This window comes from Thermostichus sp. OS-CIW-26 (assembly GCF_054058395.1).
On record NZ_JBSSAG010000001.1, the window covers coordinates 82,162 to 98,564 of the forward strand.

Below are 16,403 nucleotides of genomic sequence, written 5' to 3' on the forward strand. Positions count from 1 at the left end.
ATGGGATCCGCATACCGTTGTTGGCTGAGCTTGATTTGTCTGGTGTTGGTGGGATGCTGCTGGGGATCCCCGGCGCTGGCTGCCCCTTCATCGCTGGCAGGGCCGGCTCAGGTATCGCCCCAGCTCGTTCGCGATAGCGACTCAGAGCGGTTTTCTCTGGCCGAGGCGCGGCAGCGGCTGGAAGCCATTGCCGAGGTCATGCGCTCGATTCGCCTGTGCAACCGGCCCAACTGCCGCTACCGAGATATCGCTGTGGACGTGTGGCCTGTGGACATATCCATCCCCAATGGTGGTGCCGAGCCGTTCTACGAGGGCAGCATCGACGCCATGATCGACCGTCCTTCCGGCAGCTTGGATAAAGCCCACTACCGGCTGCAGTTTCGCCAGGGGCGCTGGCAGTTGCTGGGGGGCGAAGAGGTGTCCGATGTCTCTTCCTTTTTCTTTGAGGGAGATACCTACGAGGTGTTCAGCGCCTACGGCACCCGCAGCCACAAAGCCAAGTTGGCAGATGCCAGCAGCAACCTGCGCGTGGGCTATCGGGAGCTGTATTACCGCGTTTTCGACCAGGGCCAAGAGCGTTTGCACTAGCGCTGCGGAGCACGATGAGAGGCCGGCAACACACCTTAGCCAGCTCTATTGCCCTAGAAGGCGTTGGCCTGCACACCGGCCTGCCAATTGGCTGCAGTCTGCATCCAGCTCCTGCCGGCAGCGGTCGGGTGTTTGTGCGGGTGGATCAACCGGGATCCCCTGAGATCCCGGCTCGGTTGGGATCCCTGGCCCCTGCCCATCTCTGCACCCTGTTGCAGCAGGGATCCCCCTCTGTTCAAGTGCAGACGGTGGAACACCTGCTGGCCGCCCTTTACATCCTGGGCATTGACAACTGCCGCATCGAGGTGGAGGGGCCGGAGCTGCCGATTCTGGATGGCTCTGCCCTGCCCTTTGTAGAGGCCATTGCCCAGGCCGGGATCCAGGCCCAAGATCAGCCAGCCCTGCTGGGGGTGATCCAAGAACCGGTCACTGTCTGGGCGGGGGAAGCCTTTGTCAGCGCCCTCCCCCATCCTACAGCCCGCTTTACCTATGGCATCGATTTTGCCGATTGCCCGATTGGAGAACAGTGGCTGAGCTGGAGGGAGAACAGGCCGGATTTTGTCCAGTCCATTGCGCCGGCCCGCACCTTCGCCCGCCAGCAGGATGTGGAGCTGGCCCGGGAACGGGGGCTAATCCAGGGGGGCAGCCTGGAAAATGCCATTGTCTGTAGCCAAACCGAGTGGTTGGGGCCATTGCGCTACCCAGATGAGCCGGTGCGCCATAAGCTGATAGATTTACTAGGAGATCTCAGCCTCCTGGGCTGCCGACTGCAGGGGCACATTGTGGCCTACAAGGCGGGCCATGCCCTGCACCACCGTTTGGCCGAGCAGTTGCTCAAGAGTGGATCCCTGCTGATCCATGAAGAGTGAGGGGGAGCAAGGGATCCGGTTGCGCAGCAACAACCCTGCCATCCTCAGTTGCGAGAGCGGTGCGGAGCACTTGTCTTCAAGGGGATCCGCTCTATTGGAATCTCTTGATCTCTTCTCCGTAGATCCCTGGGTGCTCTTTTGGCTGAGTTCTGGCCTGCCGTCCTGATACATTTACGCTGAACACTGCTGAACATCACTGTTCAACTATGCAGCGATAGCATTCTGTTTGTTTCCAACCAGAATGGCGGTATCCCGCAAAGCTTTGAGTAGAATACCCAAAGCGCAGTTTCCGTGTCGTCTTACTACCAATTTTCTGCTTTGCTTTGGCTACCATGTTGGCAGACTCGAAAGTAAACAGAAAGATCAACTGGTAGTAATCCGTACTGAACATATTATACATACTGAACATATTATACATTATTTTCAGTATAGTTGAGCTTATTATTGACTAGAGTCATGCTCCCCGTCCGGGATTTGGTTTTGTCCTCTGCCTCTGTGGGTTCACCATGTCCTCTGATGTCTCTCCTCCTCCCCTTCTCTCGGCTGAAGCAGCCGCTCAATTGGCAACCGCTCCCCCCGTCTTCACAACGGAGCAGATTTTGGAGATCTTGCCCCATCGCTATCCTTTCTTGCTGGTGGATCGGGTTGTGGAGTATCAACCGGGGCAACGGGCGGTGGGCCTGAAAAACGTCACCTTCAACGAGCCTTTTTTTCAAGGGCATTTCCCCAACCGACCCATCATGCCCGGCGTCCTAATCGTCGAGGCCATGGCCCAGATAGGGGGGATCGTGTTGACCAAGTTGCCGGACGTGGCCGGGCGTTTGGCCCTGTTTGCCGGGATCGATGGCGTTCGCTTTCGCCGCCCGGTACTGCCGGGGGATCAGCTGCTGCTCTCCGCCGATTTGCTCACCATTCGCCAGAGGCGCATTGGCAAGATGTTCTGCCGCGCTCAGGTGGGAGGGCAACTGGTAACCGAGGGGGAGCTGATGTTCTCCCTGGTGGATTGATGGGCCAACAGCGGCCATCCGGGAGGCGCTCCGGTGTGGGTGTTCTCGCAATTGAGATAAAGTGTTGGGATAGAAAGATGGCTCAGGGGCTGCTTGCGCCTTTCTGTCGGGATACGGTAAACATGTTGTCGCGACAGTGGGGCGTAGCTCTAAGGCTCATCTCCCCTGGAGTCAAGTCTTGGTGATCCTTCGCAGGGTTGGGAGCGTAACCACAGTTGCTGGCTAGGTCGGAAATGAGTTCGTTCGCTTCAGCGGGATCCACTCCCAACATCTCTGCAAGTGCGCCGCACCGCTCACGGGAGCGGATTCATCCCACCGCGGTGATCCATCCGAAAGCTGAGCTACACGAGACGGTGCAGGTTGGCCCGTATGCGGTGATCGGCGAGCATGTTCGCATTGCTGCCCATACGGTGGTGGGGGCCCATGTGGTGATCGATGGCTGGACGGAAATCGGCGAGGGCAACCACATTTTTCCGGGAGCAGTTGTGGGCACCGAGCCTCAGGATCTGAAGTACAGCGGCGCCCCCTCTCAAGTGGTGATCGGCAGAGGCAATCGCATCCGCGAGTTTGTCACCATCAACCGGGCCACCAATGAAGGGGAAGCCACCCTGATTGGAGATTACAACCTGCTGATGGCCTACACCCATGTCGCCCACAACTGCGTCATCGAAAATCAGGTGGTGATTACCAATGCTGTTTCCTTGGCCGGCCATATCCACATCGAGTCTCAAGCCCGCATTGGCGGCATGGTCGGGATCCACCAGTTCACCCGCATCGGGCGCTTGGCCATGGTGGGGGCGATGAGCCGGGTTGACCGCGACGTTCCCCCCTACATGTTGGTGGAAGGACATCCGGCTCGCATCCGCGGTCTGAACTTGGTGGGGCTGCGGCGAGCCCAAGGGATGGAGGGATCCCTGCCCTTGCTGCGGCAGGTCTACCGATTTTTGTACCGCTCAGGGTTGCCTTTGGAAAAAGCGCTGCAAACACTGCGCAGCAGCCTGTGTGTCGTTTGTAACAGCGGTGCGGAGGGAGAGCGCCATGTCCTTTCTCTGCAGGGGAAAGAGTGGGTGGACGAGACGGGATCCCTGCAACATCTGCTGCAATTTTTGGAAGACTCCCTCTCCCAGCCCCAACGACGAGGCCCTCTGCCGGCCCTGCGCGGGAGGGGGGAAGATCCGCCGGTGCAGAGCACTTCAGAGCTGGATGACTAAAGATTGGGGTCGGGAGCGTAGCTCTGGTGAGCCACCTGTTCATCTGCACGGGCGAGGTCTCAGGGGATCTGCAGGCCGGCCATCTGATCGAAGAATTGCTGCGCCAACGCCCTCAGCTGCGCATCACCGCCGTGGGAGGGGAGCGCATGGCTGCTGCGGGGGCCCGTCTGTTGCACCGCACCACCGAGATCAGCTCCGTTGGCATTTTAGAGGCTCTTCCCTTTATCGGCCCCGCCCTCTGGACGGAATGGAAGATTCGCCGCTTTTTGGCCCAAGACCCGCCAGATGTGGCCGTGCTGGTGGACTACATCGGCGTCAACAGCCGCATTGCCCGTCTGCTGCAACGGCGGCAGATCCCTGCTGTCTATTACATTGCCCCCCAAGAGTGGGTGTGGTCGCAGGACGCCCGCCTCACCTACCAACTGGCCCAGCAGATGCGGCTGATGTTGGCGATTTTCCCTGAGGAAGCCCGCTACTACGCGGCGGCAGGAGCCCATGTCCAGTATGTGGGCCATCCCCTGTTGGATATTTTGGCCGCTGTGCCCAGCCGTGCTGCCGCCAGAGCCCAGTTGGGGATCCCTGCCGAAGCCACGGTGGTGGTGGTGGTGCCGGCTTCGCGTCGGCAAGAGCTGCGCTCGGTTCTGCCTGTCTTGCTCAAGGCGGCTCAGTTGTTGCAAGCTCACCTGCCTCAGGCACAGTTTTGGGTGCCCCTGGCCTCGCCCCGTTTTGCTGCCCCGATTGCGCGGGCTGCCCGCCGCCTTGGGCTCAACCTCACCCTTTTGGATCCCCAAGCTCTGCCCTTCTTCTCCCCCCACAAAGCTCATCACCTCGCCTTGGCAGCGGCTGATTTGGTGTTGGCCAAGTCGGGCACGGTGAACTTGGAGACGGCCATCTTGGGGATCCCCCAGGTGGTGATCTATCGCCTCAACCCCATCACCTTCTGGATCGCCCGCCATTGGCTGAGGGTGTCGGTGCCCTTCATGTCTCCGCCCAACCTCGTGCAGATGCGCCCCATTGTCCCGGAGTTGCTGCAGGAGCAGGCCCAGCCGGAGAAGATCGCCCAACTGGCGCTGGAGTTGCTAACTCGGCCGGAACGCAAAGCCCAACTGCAAGCCGACTATGCCGCGATGCGGGCAGCCCTAGGAGAACCCGGCGTTCTGGCTCGCGCTGCCAAGGCCATCCTAGAGGTGTTGGATGGCGAAGCTGGATCGAAGCAGGATCCCTTCCGCCGCTAACTCCGGCGACCCAGCACCTGGGGCACGGCCCGTCCTCCCGCCAAGGCCGCTGTCGAATCCTCCTCTTCCAGATACTCAGCATCTTGGTTGACGCGCCACCCATCGTAGCGCCGTTCCCCCGCCACAATGTTGCGAGCGGCCAAGAGGCCCGTCATCATGGCGTGATCCTGGTTATTGTAGCGGTGCATGCCGTTGCGGCCTGCCACCTGCAAATTGGGCAGTGCTTCTTCCAAAAAGGTTCGAATGGTCTGGATGTGAGCTTGATAGCCGTGATTGTAAACCGGGTAGGCTTTCGGGGCGCGAATGACTGTGCCGCCCAAAACCTTTGCCTTCCCCAGCAGGCCCAACCGCTGCAATTCCAGCGTTGCCAAGGCCATCAAATCCCCATCGGTTTGTCCCCAAAAGGGATCCGTCGCTGAGCAAAAATACTCCAAACCCAAGCAGGTGACCGAGGGATCCGGAACCATGTCCGCGCTCCAATTCTTGAAGTTTTGGATACGCCCCACCCGCACCGAGGGATCGTGAATATAGATCCAGTGATCTGGAAATAGGTTGGGCTCATCCACCAGCAAAGCCACCGTCAAAAAATCCCGATACCGCAGTTGTTCGGCAGCCTCTCGCACCGGCTCCGGTGCTGCAGGTACCAAAGCCCGCACCAGAGAGCGCAGCGGCATGGTGGAAATGAACTGCTCGCCTGAACTGCTCGCCGGTCACCCAAAAGGTCTCTCCCCCTTGAGAACAGGCTTGTACAGCTTGAACTCCGGCCCGGTTCCAGTGGATTGCCGTAACCTTGCGATCCAGTTGTACCGGCTGCCCGGCTTCTGCCAGCAAGGTTTGAACGCGCTCCCACATCTGGCCTGGCCCTAGGCGAGGATAGCGAAAGCGATCGATCAGGGTTTTGATCACCCCCTCTCGGTTGGGGAAAAAGGTTTTACGGATCAAAGAAGCCATCGACAGACCCTTGATCCGCTGGGCTGCCCAGTCGGCGCTGATCTCGTGACAAGGGATCCCCCACACTTTCTCGGTGTAGGTCTTAAAAAAAGTGCGATACAGCCGTTCCCCAAATTGGTTAATGACCCAATCTTCAAAAGATACAGGATTGGGCCTGGGAAAGAGGCGCGCCTTTAGGTAACTGAGCAGACAGAGGGTGGTAAACCCTGGCCCCAGTTTGGCAAAAACATCCGTAGGTCGAATTGGATAATCAAAGAAAACACCTCGGTAAAAAATGTGGGAAAGCCGACGGCAAACCTGCATTTCCGAGCCCAAAATCTCCGTCCACAGAGCCTCAATTTCCGCCGACTTGGAGAAAAAGCGGTGTCCACCGATATCAAAGCGATAGCCTTGGTAGGTTACAGTGCGGGATAGCCCCCCTACCTGCACCGGATCCGCTTCCAAAACCGTTACCGGGTAGCCCTGCTTGTTCAGCTCGTAGGCGGCACTCAATCCAGCTGGCCCCGCCCCAATCACCACTGTGGACTGCACTCTGGATAGCTGCCTTGAGGTACCATCTGGTAGTGGGGTCATTTCCTCAGAAATGTTCTCAGAAACAGTCATGGCAACTTCTCACACCACCTCGTCAATCCTAACGGAAATAGGTCTGTTCAAGGGATCCCCGGCCTGGGCGCGAAAGTGCTATGCCTACGGCACCCCGTCGGGAACCGCACCGCTAACGCGAAAGATTAAGCTGGAGACAGATTAGAGATCCCTTTTGTGTGCAAAGAAAGCCTTGGTGCTTCGCACCGCCGTCGCGAATGGCCGACTCTGTGGAGTGAATTTTGTGCAATCTCCCCCCATCCCCAATCCTGGACATCTGCTGACAAATGCTTCGCCGACAGTACTGTTGGCCGATGACGACCCATGCATACGCGGGTACTTGACCCACCTGTTGGTTCATGAAGGCTATCAAGTGGCAGAGGCTGAAGACGGCGACCAAGCCTTGCTGCTCTTCGGTCAAACTCAGCCTCAAATTGCCCTGCTGGACGCCCTCATGCCCGGCACGGATGGGTTCGAGTGTTGTCGCCGCCTGCGGGCTTTGGATGCGAATCTGCCCTGCTTGATGATTACCTCGCTCGAGGATCAAGCTTCCGTAGACAAAGCCTTTGCTGCCGGAGCCAGCGACTACATGACCAAGCCCATTCACTGGCCGATAATGCGTCAGCGCATCCAACACCTGATCAAGGCCCGCCAGAACTTGTTGAACCTACGCCAACAGGCGGCCCGCGAGCAAGCCCTGAACCGCATCGTCCGAGCCATTCCCACTTCTTTGCAGTTGGATCAAATCCTTGCTGCCGTCACCCGCGAGATAGGCCATTTGCTAGAGGCGGATCGGGTAAGCATCAGCATCTATCAGCCTCAGCAACAGCATTGGCGTATTGTCTCCGAGTACAGCACTCAACAGGATGGCTACCTGGGCTGTCTCATTCCCGATTCCGAAAGCCCCATTGCCCGGCAACTGAAGCAGGGGAAAGTGGTGTTGCTGGAGGCAGCCGACCAAGCCAAAGGCTGGGTCTACATCTCCGCCATGGCCAAAGCCTATCCTGGCAGTTGGCTGCTGGTACCGCTCTACGGCGGCGAAAGCCCCGAATCTGACTCGGCCCACCCCACCCTTTGGGGCAGCCTGTGCCTGCAACTGAAAACGGCACGTCCCGGTTGGCTGGCCACCAATCAGGATCTGATCTTGGCCCTGGCCGATCACCTCTCCATTGCCATTCAGCAGGCGGAATTGTTCCAACAGGTTCAGGAGCTGAACCGCACCCTGGAAGAAAAGGTACAGGCCCGCACCGCCCAACTGGAGCGCCAGGTACAGGAATTGCAGCGGCTGGATTGCCTAAAAAATGACTTCCTTAGCACGGTGTCCCACGAGCTGCGCACTCCTCTTTCCAACATGAAAATGGGCATCCGCCTGCTCAGCGCCGTTCTGCTGCCTGCTCAGGGCGCTGCCCGATCCCCGGATCCGGCCAAGATCTCTCAGTACTTGAAGGTGTTGGAGAACGAATGTGAGCGGGAGATCAGACTGGTCGAGGATCTGCTGGAACTGCAGCAGTTGGAGATGCTCAAGGGACTCCGTCCCGCTAACGCGAACGGTTCACAGCGGCCCTGCTGGTTGGAGCTGCAAGAGTGGTTGCCCCAGATCGCGGAGCCCTTTGCTCAGGAGGCCCATAGTCACCATCAGCGCTTCAGCCTTGGGATCCCTCCAGGACTGCCTGCCATTTTTACCCTGCCGGGAGTGCTAAAGTCGGTGCTGGCGGAATTGCTGAAAAATGCATGTAAATTCACCCCTGCTGAGCACCTGATCAGCCTTCAGGCCACCTGCCATTCCGACCACCTGGACATCCAAGTCCTCAACACCGGCGTAACCATTCCCCTGGAAGAGCAAAAGCGGGTATTTGAGAAGTTCTATCGGGTGCCCAGCGCGGATCCCTGGCGGCAAGGGGGGACAGGGTTGGGGTTGGCCCTTGTGCGGCAGCGGGTAAGCCTGTTGCAAGGAAGCATTCACCTCAACAGCGGGGCCAGCCACACCTGCTTTACCTTGCGGCTGCCTCGGGTTCTCCCTGCCTTTGGCCAAGGCAAGCCAGCTCAGCCTAGGGTGTAGGCGTCGGGGTAGCCGGCTTTGGAGAGTTGGAAGCTTCCCCTTCCTGCAAAACTTCTTGCAAGCGGGCCCGAACCCGCTGGTTGAGAACAGGATTTTCGTTGGCCAAGGTCATCAATTCGCGGTATTGAAGCACTGTCAGCCCTTGCTCCTCGACAATGCGGCTGGCTTGGGTTTCTGTGCGCTGCATAATTTGCTCGTACTCCTCCTCGTTCTGGGTTTCCCGCAGTTGGGCGCTCGCTTCCCGGATCAGGGGATCCAACTCCAACAGAATCCGCACCAACTGTTCCACCTGGGCATCGGTGACTTGCTCTGGGGTCAGGGCTGGAGATGCCACAGGGCTGGGAGTTGCTGTGGCCGGAGCCCCCCCCGAAGTCGGAGAAGCAGTTGCAGCAGGGCCAGGCGACGGGGTTGCTCCCTGTGCCCAAGCCGGCAGGGATCCCAAGCTGAGTCCCAGGCCCATCAGCAACGCGAATTTCATCATGCCCAAAACTCCCCAAACCCAGACAAGATAGACCTAAGCCCTTGAGGTGCAGCCAAACCTGAAGCCAGACTAGCAAGATGCCTGAATTCCGTCTAATCGGTTCAACGCAGTCCTGAGTGCCCATCAAGCTCATCCCAGCTTGCCGGCACCTGAGGCGCGATCCATCCAATCCCTACGGTACCAGAACTCCTCACTCCAGGGCTCCCAGGATGAACTCGCGAAAGGGCTGTGTGGACATGCTGGGGATCTCTTGTAGAAACAAGAAGTTGGTTGTAGACTTAGCTGATACACTTATAGTGCACTGTTCGAGGGTAGCCTGGCACTGGAGTGCCCTTCTTTCTCGGCAGTTAAGCAGCTTCAGACTTGCAATTGACTCAGCACCTCAACCCAAGGAGGAGCCTCTTAAATCTGAGTTTAGGTATATGTTCTGTTGAGTATCGTTTCTGTTAATGTTAAACTTGAGGGCAAACTTGATGAGGATATCCTACGTCGGCACCTGACTTTCTTTGTAGGCGTCAGAGCCACTGGATTCCCATCAATGTCAACGGTCAACCTAGCATCAATATAAACGGTCAACATAAAGGGTCAACCTAGCGAGCGCCCAGTCGCCGGCCCTTTTTATAGGCGGTCTTTGCGGGGTTTCTGATTGGATTTTTTAGGGCGCGCCCATAGCTAGCCCTTCGTGGGCGTTGGGGGTAGTTCCTGTTTTTATCGCCTTTGTAAAAGATGATAACAAAAATGGGTAAAAGTTATTGCTTTTCTTAAGCAGCGCTGATATATTCTTTGCGGTTGCGGTTGTTCGGTCATCCTTCTACAGGAGGCTTACATTGGTTAGGAGAAGAAAGCGTAAGAGTCGCCGTCGTCTGGAAGGGCGCAAAATTTTAGATCACATTCCTCAATTTAATTTGGACAGTGGTGAAGAGAAGTCTGTAACCGCTGCTCGAAAGTATATTCAGGAAAAGTCTATTCAGCCCCCCGCACTTATTTTGGTGCGACGAAATGAACATACAGTTGATCGGTTTTTCTGGGCGGAGAAGGGGTTGTTCGGCGCGCAATATGTCGAGGAGAACCACTTCCTTTTTCCCAGCCTGCGAGCTTTGCTAGCAGAGGTTGCGGCTGAAAAGCCAGAGAAAAAATCCTCGAAGACCCTTGCAACTGCCGCTCGCTAGCTTCTGGCCAGCTTTTCCTACAGCAGGAGCCCAGGAAACAGCCCCCCTACCCTGGGGGGTTTGTTGCAGCCGCTCTCAGAAAATCAAGAAAATCAAAAGAACTGACCCTATTTAGGGGATCCCTCCCCACGGGTTGAGCTCCTGCTGCCTCACTCGCCATACTCGACCTGCTGGCGGCAGCGAGGGAGCCACGCGCTACCCTACAAGGGATCCCGTCGGGAGATGCCGGATGAGCCGACTGCCTCAAACCACTGCCCACATCCAAATTACCCGCCGCTCTTGGCAAGAGGGTGCCATAGAGGGGGAAGTCAATGCCAATGGTTGGGTTTGGCGCTTTTGCTGGCGCTTTCGGGCCGGGGAACTCAGAGTGGAGCCTTCTGTGGGGCGAGCTTTGATTTGCGAGCCCTTGAGCCGTTTTCTGGAAAAATCCGACTATCTGCTGGAACCGGGCAGCAACTACTCGTTTGTGATTCGCAGCAGCTTGTGAACTCTCAATCTGAGCAGATCTGAGCAGAGCTTTTGCCCAGCACCAAAGACCGGGGCTGAGCAATGGAAGGCACCTGCTACGGTGACCCAGAAACCAGGTCTCAAGCCCCGTGGGCGAAGAGTGCCTCCCCTCTCACTCCTGTCGCGCCCAAGCTGTTCGCACTTGAAAGAATCCTCGCCCTCTAGGCAGGGGGGTAGTCAATAAAGCTGCAGCAGCCTTTGGTCTTCGGCGGGGGAGGAGGCACATCCAGAGCTGGGTTGCACTCAAAGAAGCCCAGGGGCTTGAGCATAAAGCCGATGTAGCTAGCCGGCATCACTGGCCAGTCCTCGGTGCGGGGGAAGTGATTGCAGCCAAAGCTATACCAGAGCACCAGGCGGGTGTTTTCCAGGGATCGGTTCGCTTGCGTCCATTTCACCAGCCCTTCGCCACCGGGGTGTTGGTTGGGGTAGTCCCCTGCTGGGAACTTCTCGCCGGGATGGTAGGGCGTGGCCCAGAGGTGGTGGGCCAGGTATCCTGCCCGTCGGTACAGCCAAGAGTCGGGGTGGGCCAAAAGCTGGACGTTTTCCCCCGGCATCAGTTTGTAGGCCACCGGCTGTCCCAGGCGGTTGTGGCGATTGGGGTTGACAATCTTCCAATAGCGGCCCCGCAAGGGATCCACCGTTTGCTTAGCCTCCTGCTCGGTTTTGAGCAGGGTGGAGCGGGCGCGAAAGGCGTTGCCGTGAGGGTTATCCGGCCCCAGAGGCAGAGGTTCTGCATGCACTTCATAGAGGGAGTTGCACGGCCCATCCACTGCCATATCCAGGCGAACGGTGAAAAAGTGCTGGTGGTTGAGGCCAGACAATTGGGGTGCCACCAAGACGCCAAACTCCGGCTCTTCCCCCGGCAACGTGGCGCAAGTGTTGATGATGCCGGTGAGCTTGGCTTCAAACTCCAGCGTGCCATCCTGGTAGAAGTACCAGAAAAAGCCGTAGTCGTAGTTGCCAATGGTGGTGAAAAAGGAAAGCACCAACCGCCGCGAGCGCCGCACCTGCGCCCGTTCCGTGCGCCAGTCGGTGTGCTTCCAGAGCACCCCAAAGTCCTCCTCGTGCATACAGACGGCATTTTTCAAAAGCATGGGCTCGCCGCTGTTGGTGGGCAACCAGGCATCGAAGTAGTAGATCTCTCCCAAGCAGTCGCAGCCCAGCTGCAGGGAATTGGCCTGCATGCCAATGCCGTATTCCCCCACATCGAAGGCATTTTTGCGACAGTGGGGATCCCGCGGATCCCCGTAGGGCACCACCATCTCGGCTACCGAGGCGCGGTAGAGAATGGGGCGAAGGCGGCCTTGATCCTCGTAGCTCACCTGGTGGAGGACGAGCCCCTCTCGCGGGTTAAAGCTGATGCGCAGATCCCACTTCTGCCAGCGGATGTGGTGGCCGTCCACCTGGAAGCTCACCCCTTGGGGCTGAGTGATTTCTAGCGGCTTCAAGTCTTGGCGAAAATCTTTGAAAAACAGCTCGTCGAAGTTACCGGACTCCGGCGGCAAGGGCCACAGACCCCGATCCTCCACCTTGACAACTTGCATGCGGTTGAGGTCAATCCAGGGGTAGAGCCCCTCGATGGGGCGGGCATAGCCGTTGTCGCAAGGGGAAGTACGTAGGAAACAAAAGCCTCGCACCAGCCGCCGCCCTTCTTCTTCCGGGATCCCAAAGTAGCCCACCGTCCAGTAGTCCACCATCACCAAATCCACATCGGCAATCCCCCGCCGCTGCAGAGCCGCCAAAAATTGGGGATCCTCCTTGAGCAGGCGGTCGCAGGCGTACACCTCATCGTCGAGCAGAGGGGGCTGCACGCCCGCAATGAGCTGCCAAGAGCGCACCTGCTGTGTTGACAGAGAGACCACGGCTTCGTAGGTGTTGCCACTGGCCGGATCCAACAGCACCACAAAAGCCTGCCGATCCCACGGCTGCCCCGGCTGCCACGCTTCCATCCAAGGCCGCTCCGGCTCTTGTAGCTGGATGGTTACAAAGCGCCCCTGAGAACTGAGGGGCCGTTGCCGGCGCAGGATCTGCACCACTTGCCGCATCTCCTCAGCACTGAGGGGATCCAAGGGGTGGCCTTGGGGCAATGAAGCCTGGCCAAGCAAAGCAGATTCACTCGACTGGCTATGTCGATCCAAACTGGGAGAAACTTTACAAACCACAGCAATAACCTTGAATTCTTCGGTTGGAAAATGATTGAGTTGAGCTAGGAAAAAATAGGGAGAAGTCTGCTGAGAAAGGTCAAGGGGATCCCTTCGCTCGCCATGCCGCGGGCCAGCCCATCAACCCAACTCAGAGAATCCAGAAAACCTAACAGCAGGCTAAACAGACTATCCTGTTGCCATCGCCAACATCGGGCAACTTTGCAAGAGATACCCGGGGAAAGGAAAACTTAAGCCAAAGCCCAAGGAAGTGAAGACAACCTCGGCCCTGCTAATTGTCCAGATCTAGCAATCTTCTGTTTCCCCGTCCGCTAACCAAATGAAGAGGGCAACGGCACCTTGAGAAGCCGCGCCAGGGCGAACAGGAAACCGTCAACCCATCGGGAAAATCTGAATACAGGTCTTACTACAGATAAACCCAAACTCGAGAGCAGGAGAAGTTTTCTGTGATTAAACGTCAGGCTTAACGTTGCACAGGAAAGCATAAAAAAGAAGAAACGCTTCACGCAGGCTAAGGGCAAGCTCACACCGAGAAGGCACAACCCAACGTCGACCTCTCCCGAAAACGCAAAAATGTCTCGAAACCTGCCCCGACCCTACCTGCCAGGGGGATCCCACTGCTTGGGATCCGAAACGCAACCGACCATCACTATAGCAGAGGCACCCCCCCTTCCCACAAGCCCGGCCCAGAGTTCCCCGGTCGCATCAGCAGGGTAGCCTTCTCCCCGTGGGTTTGAAGCCTAGCTCAGGCTGAAGGGTTGGTGTCAAAGAATACATTTCCAAAGTCATTCTGAAGCCATGCTTAAGGTTAGGAATTTCTGGCAATTCGAATAGTAGGATCCCTCACGTCTCCTGAAAATCGTCCACAATGAGGCAGGGCTTGCGGCAAATTAACCGTCTGGTGAGGGAGATGGCTTCAACTCGATACCGCCTGGTGCCGGTGCGGCCAGGAGACGGCAGCTTTTATCCGGAGCATCTCTATTTGGCCTTAGAAGCCACCCAACTGGGCTATTGGCAACTGGATCTGTGCACCTGGGAGTTGAGTGCTTCTCCCCAGTGCAAGGCCAAATACGGGCTGGATCCCGGCCAAGATTTCACCCTGGAAGTGTTTTTGCAGCACGTTCACCCGGAAGATCGCCAAAGGGTGAGAGAAGCTTTGCAGACGCTTGGGCCCAGGGCGGTAGAGGGGGATCCCAACTTTTCGGTGGAATATCGGGTTTACCAGGCCGACGGCCAGATGCGCTGGCAGCTTTCCCAGGGGGTTGTCCTGCTGGGGCCGAAAGGGGATCCCGGCGAGATTGTCGGCGTGACCCTGGATATCAGCGAGCGCAAGCAATTAGAGATCACCTTGGCCGAGCGAGAGCGCCACTATCGCCAGCTCCTGGAAGCCCTGCCCGACATGCTGCTTCGTCTGGATCGCCAGGGCCGATGTCTGGAGTTCAAGCCGCCCAGCCATTTTTCTGTCCCCCATCCCCCTGCCTACTACCTGGGCAAAACTCCTGAAGAGCTGTTTCCTGATACCGGTTGCACCGGTGCGGCAGAGCCCACAGCCCAAGCCATTCGCGAGCATCTGGAGCTGGCCCTGGCAACCCGGCAAGCTCAAGAGATCGAGTACCCCTGCCCAGAGGGATCCCCTCAGCCCCAATATCGGCAGGCTCGCATCGCCCCCTATGGGGAAGATCAAGTCCTGATGATCATTAGAAACATCACCCCTCGTAAGCAAGCCGAGCTGAAGCTGCAGCGGCAATTGCAGCGAGAAAGGCTGTTCAGCCAGCTCATTCAGGCCATCAACGCCTCGCTCGACTTGCCCACCCTGTTTGATGTGGCAGTCCGGGAAGTGAGGGCAGTGTTACAGGCAGCACGGGTTACCCTTTACCAGTACCTGCCGGCTGAGGCTGTATGGTTAGGTGTTGCCAGCTACGTCCAATCGCCTGATCTGCCCACTGCCCTTCACCTGCACATCCCGGATAGTCCAGACATTGTGGCCATCCAATACTTGAAGCAGCTGCAAGTTTTTCATGCGCCGGATCCCGAGCAAGTTTTGGATCCCTTTGCCATTTATGAGAAGCGAGAATACCACCTGGGCCCTTGGCTGGTGATCCCAGTGGCTTGCCAGGGAAAAGTGTGGGGTGCCCTGTCCCTGCGGCGCCTGACCTCAGATCCGGATTGGCAAACCGACGAGATCGAGCTGGCCAAGGCCATTGGGGATCACCTGGCGGTGGCCATTCAGCGGTCAGAACTTTATCAAAAGCTGCAGCAGACCAATGCCGAATTGGATTACCAAGTACGGGTGCGCAATGCAGAGCTCGAACAAGCTTACAACGACGAAGCGCTACTCCAGCTCATCACCGAAGAAATTCGCTCCACTTTGGATGAACAAAAAATCTTGGAAACGGTAGCCCGAGAACTGGCCCTGAGCTTGAACCTATCCAATTGCACCATTGCCCTTCATGACCCAGAGCGGCAGGTCAGCGTTTTGGCGGTGGACTATTTGGCCGGAGAAGGGATCCGGCGCTTCCCCCTGGAGGTTTCGTTTGCGGATTTCGCCCATGTGCTTCGTCAGCTCCAGCGCGGACAGCTCTGCCAATTGAGCAACTTCCATCACCCCTGCTGGCCCAACCACGACCGCTACACCCTGATCATCGCTCCCATTTGCGACAAAAGGGATCTGACAGCTCAACACGAGGAACTGCTTGTTTTGGGGAATATTTGTGGCTCCCGTCCACCGGGGCAGATATTTACCGAGCGGGAACAACAGCTCATCCAACGGGTAGCCGGCCAATGTGCCCTTGCCATTCGGCAAGCACGTCTTTATCAAACGATCCAGCGCCAGGTGCAGCAGTTGCAGGAGCTCAACCAACTCAAAGATGAGTTTCTGCACATGGTCTCCCACGAAATGCGCACACCTCTCACCAACATGAAGCTGGCTATTGGGTTTTTATCCAAAGCCAACCTAACCGAGCGGGAAAGGCGCTACTTTCAAATTTTGGAGATGGAGACCAACCGCGAGCTGGAGTTAATCAACGACCTGTTGGAATTGCAAGCCATCGAGTCCGGAAACAAAGCCCTCAGACTTACCTGTTTATCTCCCCAGGAGTGGATCCCCAATCTTTGCGAGCCCTTCCGGCTGCGAGCTGCCCAACAGGGCCAACAGTTTCAGGTGGAATGGGATCCCGACCTTTGGCCCCTCTGCACGGATGAGAGCCTCTTGTCGCGGGTGGTCAGCGAGCTTTTAAACAATGCGTGTAAGTACACCCCCACTGGGGAAAGCATCTATTTGAGTGTGAGCCAGGCTAACTCCAATGGCCGTCCCGGCTGGCTGATCACGGTGCGCAATACAGGGGTGGAAATTCCTGCAGAAGCGTTGCCCCGCCTTTTTGAAAAGTTCTATCGCCTCCCCCAGTTGGATTGCCGCAACGCCGGGGGAACGGGCTTGGGTCTATCGCTGGTTCAAAAGGCAGTGAAGCTGATGGGCGGATCCCTGCGGGTAGAAAGCCACTCTCGGCAGGTGATGGTTCAGGTGTGGTGCCCCCATCAGGGCAGCTTGTCGGAAACCCCAAGCAAGGCTTAGAGGGCAAGGCC

14 protein-coding genes are annotated in these 16,403 nt (G+C 57.6%); 10 read left to right on the forward strand and 4 right to left on the reverse strand.

Features of this window, described 5'->3' with window-relative positions; translation table 11 throughout:
• The 6 genes from ACVW0C_RS00355 to lpxB all read left to right on the forward strand — a co-directional run bounded on the left by ACVW0C_RS00355 (position 1) and on the right by lpxB (position 4,910).
• Positions 1 to 588: a hypothetical protein gene (locus tag ACVW0C_RS00355; RefSeq protein ID WP_414422127.1), complete on the forward strand. Its 588-nt coding sequence runs from the start codon at positions 1 to 3 to the stop codon at positions 586 to 588.
• Between the two features lie 14 nt (positions 589 to 602).
• On the forward strand, positions 603 to 1,457 hold the full coding sequence (gene lpxC / locus ACVW0C_RS00360) for a UDP-3-O-acyl-N-acetylglucosamine deacetylase (protein WP_011434326.1): 855 nt from the start codon (positions 603 to 605) through the stop codon (positions 1,455 to 1,457).
• Positions 1,447 to 1,623 (forward strand): hypothetical protein, encoded by a 177-nt coding sequence (locus tag ACVW0C_RS00365; RefSeq protein WP_457383951.1) that lies wholly within the window; start codon positions 1,447 to 1,449, stop codon positions 1,621 to 1,623. Before lpxC ends, ACVW0C_RS00365 begins: the two co-directional genes overlap by 11 nt.
• Positions 1,624 to 1,963: 340 nt before the next feature.
• Entirely contained in the window at positions 1,964 to 2,464 is a 501-nt protein-coding gene (fabZ, locus tag ACVW0C_RS00370; RefSeq protein ID WP_011434327.1) for a 3-hydroxyacyl-ACP dehydratase FabZ, read from the forward strand.
• A gap of 233 nt (positions 2,465 to 2,697) precedes the next feature.
• Positions 2,698 to 3,675: an acyl-ACP--UDP-N-acetylglucosamine O-acyltransferase gene (gene lpxA, locus ACVW0C_RS00375; RefSeq protein WP_414382304.1), complete on the forward strand. Its 978-nt coding sequence runs from the start codon at positions 2,698 to 2,700 to the stop codon at positions 3,673 to 3,675.
• A gap of 26 nt (positions 3,676 to 3,701) precedes the next feature.
• Positions 3,702 to 4,910 carry a lipid-A-disaccharide synthase gene (gene lpxB, locus ACVW0C_RS00380; RefSeq protein WP_414419323.1) on the forward strand — a complete coding sequence of 403 codons (1,209 nt, stop codon included), beginning with the start codon at positions 3,702 to 3,704 and terminating at the stop codon, positions 4,908 to 4,910.
• On the opposite strand, the gene ACVW0C_RS00385 is transcribed toward lpxB, so the two are convergent.
• Both ACVW0C_RS00385 and ACVW0C_RS00390 read right to left on the reverse strand, forming a co-directional pair.
• Positions 4,907 to 5,584 carry a hypothetical protein gene (locus ACVW0C_RS00385; RefSeq protein ID WP_457383952.1) on the reverse strand — a complete coding sequence of 226 codons (678 nt, stop codon included), beginning with the start codon at positions 5,582 to 5,584 and terminating at the stop codon, positions 4,907 to 4,909. The two genes, lpxB and ACVW0C_RS00385, sit on opposite strands and share 4 nt — an antisense overlap.
• The gene (locus tag ACVW0C_RS00390) at positions 5,469 to 6,392 is read right to left on the reverse strand and encodes an FAD-dependent oxidoreductase (RefSeq protein WP_457383953.1); all 924 of its coding nucleotides are present in this window, start codon (positions 6,390 to 6,392) and stop codon (positions 5,469 to 5,471) included. The genes ACVW0C_RS00385 and ACVW0C_RS00390 overlap by 116 nt, the downstream gene beginning before the upstream one ends.
• Before the next feature lie 295 nt (positions 6,393 to 6,687).
• Here ACVW0C_RS00390 and ACVW0C_RS00395 point away from each other — a divergent pair, with 295 nt between their 5' ends.
• A complete protein-coding gene (locus ACVW0C_RS00395; RefSeq protein WP_457383954.1) occupies positions 6,688 to 8,502 on the forward strand; it encodes a response regulator in 1,815 nt (604 codons plus the stop codon).
• Here the strand turns inward: ACVW0C_RS00395 and ACVW0C_RS00400 are convergent.
• A complete protein-coding gene (locus tag ACVW0C_RS00400) occupies positions 8,492 to 8,983 on the reverse strand; it encodes a DUF4168 domain-containing protein (protein WP_414329775.1) in 492 nt (163 codons plus the stop codon). The two genes, ACVW0C_RS00395 and ACVW0C_RS00400, sit on opposite strands and share 11 nt — an antisense overlap.
• An 827-nt stretch (positions 8,984 to 9,810) precedes the next feature.
• Between ACVW0C_RS00400 and ACVW0C_RS00405 the strand changes: the two genes are divergently transcribed.
• On the forward strand, positions 9,811 to 10,152 hold the full coding sequence (locus ACVW0C_RS00405) for a DUF3155 domain-containing protein (RefSeq protein ID WP_049749658.1): 342 nt from the start codon (positions 9,811 to 9,813) through the stop codon (positions 10,150 to 10,152).
• Positions 10,153 to 10,381: 229 nt separating this feature from the next.
• Positions 10,382 to 10,639, forward strand: a complete 258-nt coding sequence (locus ACVW0C_RS00410; RefSeq protein WP_414329773.1) for a DUF3146 family protein — start codon at positions 10,382 to 10,384, stop codon at positions 10,637 to 10,639.
• A 181-nt stretch (positions 10,640 to 10,820) separates the two neighbouring features.
• Here ACVW0C_RS00410 and ACVW0C_RS00415 read toward each other — a convergent pair whose 3' ends face one another.
• Positions 10,821 to 12,821: a primary-amine oxidase gene (locus tag ACVW0C_RS00415; protein ID WP_457383955.1), complete on the reverse strand. Its 2,001-nt coding sequence runs from the start codon at positions 12,819 to 12,821 to the stop codon at positions 10,821 to 10,823.
• Between the two features lie 910 nt (positions 12,822 to 13,731).
• On the opposite strand from ACVW0C_RS00415, the gene ACVW0C_RS00420 reads away from it, so the two are divergent.
• Positions 13,732 to 16,392, forward strand: coding sequence for a sensor histidine kinase (locus ACVW0C_RS00420; protein WP_457383956.1), 2,661 nt, complete (start codon positions 13,732 to 13,734; stop codon positions 16,390 to 16,392).
• Positions 16,393 to 16,403: the final 11 nt, after the last annotated feature.